The organism is Streptococcus sp. 27098_8_91 (genome assembly GCF_041432385.1).
GTDB lineage: Bacteria > Bacillota > Bacilli > Lactobacillales > Streptococcaceae > Streptococcus.
Window position 1 is genome coordinate 225,297 of sequence record NZ_JAPVZN010000002.1, and the last position, 11,799, is coordinate 237,095.

An 11,799-nucleotide genomic window follows, 5' to 3' on the forward strand; every position below is an offset into this window, starting at 1 on the left:
AGATTATGCTTTCGGTTGAGAATAGACTTGAATATGCTGACCTAGCACCTTAATTTCTACTGGTAGGTCATCAGATTTGTCACCATCAACATCCGTTTCTAATTCAGAATCAGAAGAAATTTTTATATGACGAGCTTTTATGTACTCGATGTGATCATTTTCTACAACATCACCTTTTAATAAATCAGGGATAACTGACAATTTAGTAAGGATTGAGGCATCTTTTAAAATCAAAATATTGGCATAACCATCCTTGTCCTCATCAAAGATTTTTTTGTCAGCGAAATAATTGGTGAGGAGAACTAAAACGTGACTTGCTTCTCCAATATAGTTTCCATTTTCTGTTTCAACTTGAATGTTAAATGTTTGATCTGTCACGACAGACTTTACAGTATTAAGCGCATAGGCTAGCATACCAAACTTTGTTTTATCTTCAATTCCAACGTTATGAATGGCTTCTGGTAGTGAACCAATACTAAAAATGTAGCCGAAATAGTGGCCATTGGATTTTCCGATATCAATCTTATTTGTAGAATTAAAATCAAGCTCGTCAATAGCACCATCTATATCTTGATTGATTTCTAATAACTTTGTAATAAGATTTCCAGTTCCTCCTGGAATAATCGCTAGTTTAGGAATATAGTCTCTTTCAGCGATACCTGAGATCACTTCATTGACTGTCCCATCTCCACCGAATACGAGAACTGCCTCATATTTTTCTTTTGAGGCTTCTTGAGCAAAATGTGTTGCATCTTGCGCTTTTTGTGTAATTCTGGTATCGACTTGCTCGAAGTATTTTTTAGCCTTATTTTCTAACTTTTCCTTATAATATAAAGCCTTTTCTCCACCAGAGGTTGGATTGATAATCAACATTATTTTCTGCATTCATTTTCTCCTCAATATCTATTTACATCCTTAGGTTGTTAATATATCTTTTTTTGATACACTCTATTATATAATGAAATTTCTAAAAACAAAAATTGAAAGTACTGAACTAAAATAAATACAATCCTGAACTGTCTAAGAATTATTCTTTCAAAATTAGAAAAATAGATTTGTGGAAAAAATTTTATCAAGTTACAAACTGAAGAAATCATCTCATTCACTCTTTCTTCATATACGACTGTTTTTATTTTACTTTAAAACAAAAACTATGCTTCTATTATTTTTTTAGCCACAAATGTTGTAAAAAACTAATATCTTTATAGGGTTTTAAATCACATACTGCAAGTTCAATCTTTGTCATTTCTTCTAACCAGTTTTCTTTGCTCTTAAATTCATTTGGTTGTAGACTGTAAAATGTTCGAATCCCCAAATAGTTTTCTAATTTAAGACCAGACAAAGCTAATATTTCCTCAATTGTATAAGTAGAACCACTTGCAAAAGATAGGCTCTCAAAATTTTCACCATTGAGTAAGCTAAATGCTTGATTGATATCATTAGCAAAAACAACACTTTGTAGAACTTTTCCAACTTGATTATGCTTGATAATTGAAATCAAGCCATCATCTTTTAAAATTCTTTTGAACTCCAGAAGATAGTCTTTTCGGTAATTAGGATCTATATATTCTAAAACATTATGGCAAAGGACAAGATCAAAGGATTTATCCGTAAAACGAGCGAGTTGGTCAATACTTCCCCACAATTTTTCATAGGATGTGGAAGAGTTGGCATAGAGCATTTCCTCATTAGGTTCAACAGAAATAACTTGATTCTTGCAAGAAAGAAATTCACTGACCAAGCCAAATCCAGATCCAAAATCAAGAATTTTCTTACCTTCCAGATGAGCAAGTTGGGCAAAGGTTATTTCATATTGTATCTTTCCCCAAGGTTGTTTTAACATATTTCTATAATGTTCAAGATCAGATCTTTTGCTTGTCATGTGTTACCTCATTAAAACTGGTATTTTTCTTTACAATCATTTCTTTTAATAATTTACAGTAAACTGCCGAATTTTCAGTGATTTTGCAACAGTGATCATATCCTTGCCAAATGTGAAATGTGGCATGAGGATACTTTTTGGGGATAACTTTTTTAGCAGCTATCAAGTCGAATTCTTTTGAACCATAAAAGAAAACACAATTTTTTTGTTCCTCTGGCGTGAGGTTAGGCAAAGCCACAAATGCACAATCATGGGAAATATGTTTGATGCTTTCTTCACCCATAGCAATGAAAGAATCCACCATCATCTCTCCTTTTTCTCCATAAAGTGCAACCATCTTACGAACAGCAAGATCTCTATTTCTCAGAGCTTTTCTATGCTTTATTAATAATAAATACCTAGTAAAGACATCAAGCAAGGGCGCATTTGTCCATAAACTAACCCCTTCAAAAACAAGTTTCCCAAACCTGATATCCTTATAATTCAATAATTGCAGTAATACAACACCACCCAAGGATGCGCCAAAGGCTAAACACAAGTCTTTTATATGATGAGCCTTTAGATAATCATAAATCATCTGGCTTTCCTTAAGAGCTGACTCGTAAGTATCCGAAGCTAATTGCCCATGCGCGGACAAAGCCGGAATAATATATCTAAACTCTTGCCCCATCTGATCTGCAATGAGGGACTTCATCCCTTTAGCAGAAGATAACATAGGGTGGATTAACAATATCGTCTCTTTCTGATTAGAATTAAGATCAAGAATGTTCATTATCTATCACCAGATTTCTTTCCTTTTTAGCCCTTATCCTTAAAGAACTTATACCATCCATTTATGATTTATTCAGATAAATGCAACAATTATAATACCTTCACTTGAACCCCTTGCATGTCGAACGTTTCTTTGACATGTTCAAAATTACTGCTTATGATAGTCGCTTGCTTCAGATTTGGAAACTGTTGCAGTTCTTTAAGACTAACTTCATTTAGATCGAAACCATCATCTTCTCCATCCCACTGAGGAATCAAATTCAGATAAATTTCATTTCCGCCATCCATATAGATTTCTTGGACTTGTTCGGCATATTTTTTGGGTATCGGAAGATTTATCATATAATCAAGTGCTGGCTGAATAATCTCCATACTTTCTGTATCGATTTCCAGTTCACTAAATTCATCCGCAAAATCATAGATGTCAAAGTAGGGTTTCAGTACTCGTAAATCGTACATCAAAACTTGGATAATAGTTAGTTTAAAATTTATATTGTCAAAGTGTAGCAGTTCTTCGTCAGTTTCTTTTAACTTGTAGCTTTCCCGTTCATGTTTGACCTCTGGGAAGTAGGAAATTGATAGTGTATCTGTAATGGTCTCTGGAATTCCATTACAAGTTATCAGGGTCTTGCAAGGATTGAGAGGTAATTCTTCCTCGTCCCACATGGGTTTGACCTTCTCTCCAAAATATAAATAAAGCGAAGTAATTAAATGCTCCTCATCAATATAGACCTCACAACTCTTTAAGTGTTGTTTAATTTCAAAGGAATGCACAAATACGAAACCAAGTTCATCATAAATATATTTGATAAACTGCCCTTCTTTTTTGAAAAATCGGTCAGGTTTTCCAAAAACAGTTTCTATATCCTTTAATGATAAAGGGAAATGCAAGCTTGTTTCTAGAACATCGATAGAATTTCCGTGGAAATTCATAGAAAGGACCTTAGCTTTTTTCTTTCTAAAAAAATCAAACATTTAACTCACCTTCTTAAGTTTCTTCAAGATACATTTTGACTGCTAGGTATTCCTGCTCTTTAGCATAGGCAAATACTTCTGAATTTCTAATGTAGTCAAAAATATTTTCCTCTAAATCTTCATCCCAGGTTGATTCACTAAAGATTTGATTGTCTTGACTTGCTTCATAGAAAATATCAAGGTGAACTTGATAAAACTCTTCATCTTCATTTGGAGCTTGCCTTACTAATGATAGTTGAAACAATGGTTTATCAGATATACTTGTAAATGTCCCTGTTTCAAACAAAATCATCTCATCATCAATAGGCTCACGACACAAGTCTTCAAAGATAGCTACCATATCCTCTAAGGGCATCTTATCGGTGATTCTTTCTCTTAAAAATTCAAGTGATTGCTTCATACTTCTCCTCTTTCTAATTGGAGTTTCGTTCTTAGAAAAATCCTTTTAAAAAATAGAATCCCTACACCCTTTATTATACTACATTAACAGAAAAAAGACTGAAGCAGATGGCATTCACGGATCTATACTATTGTAATCGGTCAATTCCCTAAAATGATTACCTAGTCCATTTTATTGTATACAGATGAGGTGTTATTTGAACATGCCCTTTTATAACTCAATTAGTATTAAAAATAAGATAGAAACTTCAGGATGGCTACTGTCTTGTAGCATTTTTTTAACCTTGATAAATTTAACAAATCGTAGAAAATAGTTAAAAAGTCTTTAAAATTAAAAAAACGTATAATATCAAGATTTCAAAAGAGAGTTGATACGATACGTTTTATAATGGGCAGATTTACTTAATTTTATCTTCAATTTTGATTTTGCTCATCCGAATCCTTCTTCTGTCTTTGAATATAGACTATCGATACCAACGAAAGTAAAATAACTCCAAGTCCGATAATCAAAAAGGAAGCTAAGTGCACACTTGGTAAAAATGTCATCACACCTTTTGCAATCGGCATAAAGAGAATTGCCAGTGTAAAAATGGTACTCAATACCCTCCCCAGATAGTCTCCGTCAACCTTGGTCTGTACCTGCGTAAAGAAGTGAATATTAAAAATCGTCATAAATAGTTCACAAACAAGGTTTCCTGAAAAAGTTAGAAAATTTGGCAGTGGCAAGCCCATCATGAAAACTCCCACTCCTGTGAGGATCAATAAGAACAAAAGTGTATTCATACTGGATTTAAATTTATTTGCAATCAATGCTCCGATGATTGAGCCAATTGCACCCATGGTTAAGATAGTTGCATAGGCTCCTTCTACACCATAAAGTTTATTTGAAAAAGGGAGCAAAAACTCAAAAGCTGCAAAAAAGAAATTCACACTGGAAGCCACTAACAAGAGAAAGAAAATTTCTTTTTGATGCCAGATATAGTGCAAACCATCTTTGATATCCGCAAAAATATCTTTCCCAGTAAAATGTTTCTGCTCTTGAACCTTTGGTTCTTCTTTTGGAAGTAAAGCAACTAGAGCAAAAGCAATGAAAAAAGTCAGTGCATCTAATAAGAGCGTCAGATGGAGACTTGCAAATTGTAAAACAAGGAAAGAAAGCACCGGAGAACTGACTCCTACAACCTGTAAAACTAACTCCAAGCGAGAGTTATAGGTCACTATCTCGTCCTTTGCTACAACTTCCGTTATGATAGCTTTATTGGCAGTGCGAGAAAATGCAAAGGCAACTGCCTGAACAATATTAGCAAAAATCAAAGCGCCAATCATCAAGCTATCATTTCTTATAAAAGAAATAACTAGACAGAGAATCCCACAAACCAAGTCTGTTGTCATCAAAATCTTGCGACGGGAAAAACGGTCTGAAATCACGCCTCCAAAGGGATTAACTAGTATGGATGTAACGAGTTCAGAGATCTGATAAATCCCTAGAACGGTTTGCCCAATCGTTCCCATTGATGCCAACCAAACACTATTTCCATAATCATAGAGCATATTTCCTAGTTTGTTAATAGCTCCACGACTAATCAACTGTATTGCATATCGATTCATAAAAACTCCTCTCAAATTTTGAAACTATTGTATCAAAACTTGAAGGAGTTTCTCATTTTTCCCTTATTTGGGAAATTAATTTTTTACAAATTTATCGTAATGTTCCTGATAGTAAGCTACTTGCTCCGGAAGCTCTAGTAGGTCAAAAATATGCATTGCTTCCTGCATTTGTTTACAACCTTCTTCTTTTTGCCCCTTCTGATAAAGAGCAAATCCCTTAAGAAAGTGGAAAACATTACGCTCATAGAGTTTGATGCTCTTACCTATGATCTTCTCTATATAAGCTTCAAAGTAGCTGGCATTTTCAAAAGCAAGATGTTCTAAACAATGCTGGTAACAGTTAAGAGCTAAAATCAAGACCAGTTTTCGATGGCGACCAATTTCTTTATAGAAATCTTCCCTCTCCATCACTTCTCTACCAAGGCGAGCAACATAGTCCACATCATAAAAGCTGTAGAGATTGCCAAACAGAATCAACTCATACATGGTCCATTCATCAGTTTGGAAAAGATAATCTGCCACCTTATCTAGATCAGCTTGCTTCATAGTGAAGCTAGTATCTCTTTGACAAATCAGACCTTGTAACAAAATCCAGTTCAGCTCAAAATAGAGGGGATTTGTTGAACTCTTAGCTTTTTCAAGTTGTTCTTCTTGAAGCTTTTGAAAACCTGCAATATCATTTGAGTAGTAAAGCGGAATAATCTGAGCCATCAAGCCGACATGCTCATGATGTTGAAAATTTCGAGTCTTATCCATAAAATTCTCAATCGTCACGTGAATATTATCTAATATTTCAAAGAAACGAGATGCAGCCAGATCCGACTCCCCCAATTCAAATCGGGATAATTGGGAGGTCGAACAGGCCTCTCCTGCAGCTTCTTTTAGAGAGTAATTTTTACTGATTCGAAATTCACGAAAGACTTTTCCAAGATTTTCCATCTTACACCTGCTCCGACAATTCTTCCCACTCCAACATAGCTTCTTCCTGACGATGGCTAATTTTATCCAGTTCTGCTTGTAATTGCATGAGTTCATCTGCATCATTGGTGGTATGCATTTGGTCAGAGATTGCTTGGGCTTGAGTTTCCAGCTCTTCGATTTCTGTCTCAAGACTTTCAATTTGTCTCATTAACTTACGAAGTTCTTTTTGATTCTCTTTTTGCGCTTGGTAGTCATTAACTGGAGAAGCCTCTTTTTCTTGGCTATAAGCTGAAGCTTCTTCTGCTTGACTAGCTGCTAGCTCTGCTTTTTTATCAACATAATAGTCATAATCACCTAGATAAAGAGTTGAGCCATTTTCAGATAATTCTAGAACATGAGTGGCTACACGATTAATAAAGTAACGGTCATGGCTGACAAATAGAAGAGTTCCATCAAAGTCAATCAAGGCATTTTCCAGAACTTCCTTGCTATCGATATCTAAGTGGTTTGTCGGCTCATCGAGGATCAAGAAGTTGTTGTTTTCCATGGAGAGTTTAGCCAGAAGCAAACGAGCTCGCTCACCACCTGAGAGCATTCCAACTGATTTCTTAACATCATCACCTGAGAAAAGGAAGGCACCAAGTCGATTACGGATTTCAACTTCTGGCGTCAATTTAAAATCATTCCAGAGTTCGTCTAAGACCGTATTGCTCGGTGTCAGTTTGCTCTGAGTCTGGTCATAGTAACCAACCTCAACATTAGCACCAAAGCGCTTTTCACCCTTGATAAAGGGAATCTGGTCCACAATAGACTTAATAAAGGTTGACTTACCAATGCCATTTGGACCAACAATGGCAATAGCGTTCATCTTACGAAGATCAAGGTTGATGGGTGCTGATAAGATTTCACCATCATAGCCAATGGCAGCATTTTCAACTGTCAAAACAACATTACCAGATACTCTATCAGAATGGAAGGTCATATTAGCTGATTTTTTACCAGCTTCGGGTTTATCTAAGCGCTCCATCTTCTCCAGTTGTTTTCGTCGAGATTGAGCTCGTTTGGTTGTCGATGCTCGGACAAGATTTCTGTTAACAAAGTCTTCTAAGGCAGCAATTTCCTTCTGTTGCTTTTCGTAGTTTTTAGCTTCAGTTGCTAATTTTTGTTCTTTTTGCTCAACAAAAGAAGAGTAATTTCCCACATATCTATCTAGAGAATGCTTAGTTAAGTCCAAAGTAATGGTTGCAACCTTATCGAGGAAATAACGGTCGTGGCTGACGATAATTAAAGCACCGCTATAATTAACTAGATAGTTTTCTAACCAGGCTATCGTTTCAATATCTAAGTGGTTAGTCGGCTCATCCAAGACCAAGAGACTAGGCTTTTCAAGGAGCATTTTGGCAAGGGCTAAACGGGTATTTTGCCCACCAGAAAGCTCAGCGATTCGCATCTGCCACATGGACTCGTCAAACTTAAAACCATTTAAGATAGCACGGATATCAGCTTCATAGGTAAAGCCTCCAGCCTGACGGAAATTCTCTGATAGGCGATCATAATCAGACATGAGTTTATCTAGTTCTGCACCAGTCTTTTCTCCCATCTCTAACTCCATCTGTCGAAGTTGTCTTTCAGTACGACGCAAGTCATCAAATACATGTAGCATTTCATCGTAAATAGTATTTTCAGACTCAAAGCGACTATCCTGTGCTAGATAAGAGAGGGAAATATCTTTTTTCTTATTGATTTCACCAGTGGTTGGCTCCTCTTCTCCAACCAATATCTTGAGCAAAGTAGATTTTCCAGCACCATTTTTTCCAACGAGGGCAATGCGGTCTCTTTCATCTACTTGTAGGTTTATATTATCAAAAAGAACCTCTCCTGCAAAAGATCGTTCAATTTTATTAGCTTGTAAAATAATCATACAGTTAGTATAGCATGTTTCTGTAAGCCGTTCAAGACTTGTGGTTTAGGTATATTTCATAACTTTTTCAGAAACTTATGCTAACGTTTTACTAAAACTTCAAATCGTGGTATAATGAAGGCGATTAGATTATATATTAAAGGAGATTTCCTATGGCTTACCAAGAAAACTACCAAAAATGGGTTGATTTCGCAGAACTTCCAGACTATCTTCGTCATGATTTGGAAAATATGGACGAAAAAACTAAGGAAGACGCATTCTATACAAATCTTGAGTTTGGTACTGCAGGTATGCGTGGATTGATTGGCGCTGGAACTAACCGCATTAATATCTACGTTGTTCGTCAAGCAACTGAAGGTTTGGCTCGTTTGATTGAGTCAAAAGGTGGAAATGAAAAAGAACGTGGTGTAGCCATCGCTTATGATAGCCGTCACTTCTCTCCAGAATTTGCCTTTGAATCTGCAGCAGTTCTTGCTAAACACGGTATTAAATCTTATGTTTTTGAAAGTCTCCGTCCAACACCAGAACTTTCATTTGCCGTTCGTCACCTCAACTGCTTTGCAGGTATCATGATTACTGCCAGCCACAACCCAGCTCCATTTAATGGTTACAAGGTTTATGGTGAAGATGGTGGACAAATGCCTCCACACGATGCGGATGCTTTGACAACTTATATCCGTGCTATCGAAAATCCATTTGCAGTTGAAGTTGCTGATGTGGAAGCTGAAAAAGCTTCTGGCTTGATTGAAGTCATCGGCGAAGCTGTTGACGTAGAATACCTTAAAGAGGTTAAGGACGTAAACATCAACCCAGCCTTGATTGAAGAATTCGGTAAAGACATGAAGATTGTCTACACACCACTTCATGGTACTGGTGAAATGTTGGCTCGTCGTGCTCTTGCCCAAGCAGGATTTGACTCTGTTCAAGTCGTTGAAGCTCAAGCAACTCCAGACCCAGACTTCTCAACTGTTAAATCTCCAAACCCAGAAAGTCAAGCAGCCTTTGCCCTTGCAGAAGAACTTGGTCGCCAATTAGGCGCTGATGTTCTTGTTGCAACTGACCCTGACGCTGACCGTGTTGGTGTTGAAGTTCTTCAAAAAGATGGTAGCTACCTTAACCTTTCAGGGAACCAAATCGGTGCCATCATGGCAAAATACATCTTGGAAGCCCACAAAAATGCTGGAACTCTCCCTGAAAATGCGGCTCTTTGCAAATCTATCGTATCAACTGACTTGGTAACAAAGATTGCTGAAAGCTACGGCGCAACCATGTTCAACGTCTTGACAGGTTTCAAATTCATCGCTGAAAAAATCCAAGAATTCGAAGAAAAACACAATCACACTTATATGATGGGATTTGAAGAAAGCTTCGGTTACTTGATTAAACCATTCGTACGTGATAAAGATGCTATCCAAGCTGTTCTTGTTGTTGCTGAACTTGCAGCTTACTACCGTTCACGTGGTTTGACCCTTGCTGACGGTATCGAAGAAATCTACAAAGAGTATGGCTACTATGCTGAAAAGACAATCTCTGTTACTCTTTCTGGTGTTGACGGTGCTGAACAAATTAAAGCAATTATGGCTAAATTCCGCAACAATGCACCAAAAGAATGGAATGCAACAACTATCACTGTCGTTGAAGACTTCAAAGCACAAACATCTACTGCAGCCGATGGCACTGTAACAACCTTGACAACTCCTCCAAGTGATGTATTGAAATACACTCTTGCAGATGGTTCATGGATCGCAGTTCGTCCTTCAGGTACAGAACCAAAAATCAAGTTCTACATTGCAGTTGTTGGTGAAAGCAACGAAGAATCACAAGCTAAGATTGCTAACATCGAAGCAGAAATCAATGCCTTTGTAAAATAAAAAACTATTTAAAGGTCGGGAAAAATCCTGACCTTTATTTTTGATGATAAAGTAAAAGCTGACTGTAATTTATGTCTTCTTCTATCTCTTTTGACCAGAACTTTAGTTGCTATTTCTTTAAAGATACAGAAATATAGGACTAAAAATCAGACTTAGTCTACTGCTTTCTGCACCACCATCTATTCTCGTATCAAAACTGAGCAATTTTAGAAAATTTATGGCATACTAGACATATCAATGAAAGCGAGGTAATCTCATGGAACAATTTTTAGAAAACATCAAAGATCTTGAAGTTACAACTGTAGCACGTGCTCAAGAAGCACTTGACAAGCAAGAAACAGCAACTTTCTTTATCGGACGCAAAACTTGTCCTTATTGCCGTAAATTTGCTGGTACATTGGCTGGTGTGGTGGCTGAAACCAAAGCGCACATCTACTTCATCAATAGCGAAGAGCCAAGTCAACTTGAAGCTTTACAAGACTTCCGCTCACGCTATGAAATCCCTACTGTACCAGGATTCGTCCATGTTGCAAATGGACAAATCAATGTCCGTTGCGACTCTTCAATGTCAGCTCAAGAAATCAAAGAATTTGCTGGGTTGTAAAATAGTCTATAAAAAAGAAGGCTTGTGCCTTCTTTTTTATATCTCCGTCAATGGTGTTGCAGTGTCTGGTGAAGTATCGTAAACTTGAAAGTCTACTCCAACTCCAAGATCTGCTTGAGCTAACTGATTGACCATGGTCATGTGGGCCAGTTCCTTGATATTATTCTCCTTAGACAAATGGCCTAGGTAAATCTTCTTGGTACGATTACCTAGTGTACGAATCATGGCGTCTGCTCCATCTTCATTTGAGAGATGTCCAAGATCAGACAGGATGCGTTGCTTGAGTCGCCATGCGTAAGATCCTGCTCGTAGAATTTCCACATCATGATTTGATTCGATCAGATAGCCATCTGCATTCTCGACAATGCCAGCCATACGGTCACTAACATAGCCCGTATCCGTCAGCATGACAAAGCTCTTATCATCCTTCATAAAACGATAAAACTGGGGCGCCACTGCATCATGACTCACACCAAAACTCTCAATATCGATGTCACCGAAGGTTTTTGTTTTACCCATCTCGAAAATATGCTTTTGCGACGAGTCAACCTTACCGAGATACTTACTATTTTCCATAGCTTGCCAGGTTTTCTCATTGGCATAAAGATCCATGCCGTACTTACGAGCCAGAACGCCCACGCCGTGGATATGGTCTGAATGCTCATGCGTAATCAAGATAGCATCCAAATCCTCTGGTTTGCGGTTGATTTCACTCAATAGGCTTGTAATTTTTTTGCCTGATAGTCCTGCATCTACTAAAATTTTCTTTTTTGGTGTTTCCAAGTAAAATGAATTTCCACTGGAACCCGACGCTAAAATACTGTATTTAAAACCGATATCACTCATT

Annotated in this window: 11 protein-coding genes; 2 read left to right on the plus strand and 9 right to left on the minus strand. The window is 37.1% G+C overall.

Annotated elements, in window-relative coordinates; all coding sequences use genetic code 11:
• Positions 1-3: 3 nt before the first annotated feature.
• From O3611_RS02990 to O3611_RS03025, 8 genes are all read right to left on the minus strand, one after another.
• Entirely contained in the window at positions 4-885 is an 882-nt protein-coding gene (locus O3611_RS02990) for a diacylglycerol kinase family protein (protein ID WP_371607780.1), read from the minus strand.
• 277 nt (positions 886-1,162) lie between these two features.
• Positions 1,163-1,882: a class I SAM-dependent methyltransferase gene (locus O3611_RS02995; RefSeq protein WP_371607781.1), complete on the minus strand. Its 720-nt coding sequence runs from the start codon at positions 1,880-1,882 to the stop codon at positions 1,163-1,165.
• Positions 1,863-2,654 carry an alpha/beta hydrolase gene (locus O3611_RS03000; protein WP_371607782.1) on the minus strand — a complete coding sequence of 264 codons (792 nt, stop codon included), beginning with the start codon at positions 2,652-2,654 and terminating at the stop codon, positions 1,863-1,865. Before O3611_RS03000 ends, O3611_RS02995 begins: the two co-directional genes overlap by 20 nt.
• An 89-nt stretch (positions 2,655-2,743) precedes the next feature.
• Positions 2,744-3,628: a hypothetical protein gene (locus tag O3611_RS03005; protein WP_371607783.1), complete on the minus strand. Its 885-nt coding sequence runs from the start codon at positions 3,626-3,628 to the stop codon at positions 2,744-2,746.
• 13 nt (positions 3,629-3,641) lie between these two features.
• Positions 3,642-4,028 carry a hypothetical protein gene (locus tag O3611_RS03010; RefSeq protein WP_075231397.1) on the minus strand — a complete coding sequence of 129 codons (387 nt, stop codon included), beginning with the start codon at positions 4,026-4,028 and terminating at the stop codon, positions 3,642-3,644.
• Positions 4,029-4,441: 413 nt separating this feature from the next.
• Positions 4,442-5,635: an MFS transporter gene (locus tag O3611_RS03015; protein ID WP_371607784.1), complete on the minus strand. Its 1,194-nt coding sequence runs from the start codon at positions 5,633-5,635 to the stop codon at positions 4,442-4,444.
• 75 nt (positions 5,636-5,710) lie between these two features.
• Positions 5,711-6,574, minus strand: a complete 864-nt coding sequence (locus O3611_RS03020; RefSeq protein ID WP_371607785.1) for an XRE/MutR family transcriptional regulator — start codon at positions 6,572-6,574, stop codon at positions 5,711-5,713.
• Between the two features lies 1 nt (position 6,575).
• Entirely contained in the window at positions 6,576-8,477 is a 1,902-nt protein-coding gene (locus tag O3611_RS03025; RefSeq protein WP_371607786.1) for an ABC-F family ATP-binding cassette domain-containing protein, read from the minus strand.
• A 152-nt stretch (positions 8,478-8,629) separates the two neighbouring features.
• Here O3611_RS03025 and O3611_RS03030 point away from each other — a divergent pair, with 152 nt between their 5' ends.
• Positions 8,630-10,348, plus strand: coding sequence for a phospho-sugar mutase (locus O3611_RS03030; RefSeq protein ID WP_371607787.1), 1,719 nt, complete (start codon positions 8,630-8,632; stop codon positions 10,346-10,348).
• A 256-nt stretch (positions 10,349-10,604) separates the two neighbouring features.
• A complete protein-coding gene (locus O3611_RS03035) occupies positions 10,605-10,952 on the plus strand; it encodes a thiol reductase thioredoxin (protein ID WP_049508487.1) in 348 nt (115 codons plus the stop codon).
• 36 nt (positions 10,953-10,988) lie between these two features.
• Here the strand turns inward: O3611_RS03035 and O3611_RS03040 are convergent, their stop codons facing one another.
• Positions 10,989-11,798 carry an MBL fold metallo-hydrolase gene (locus O3611_RS03040; RefSeq protein WP_045763287.1) on the minus strand — a complete coding sequence of 270 codons (810 nt, stop codon included), beginning with the start codon at positions 11,796-11,798 and terminating at the stop codon, positions 10,989-10,991.
• Position 11,799 lies beyond the last annotated feature (1 nt).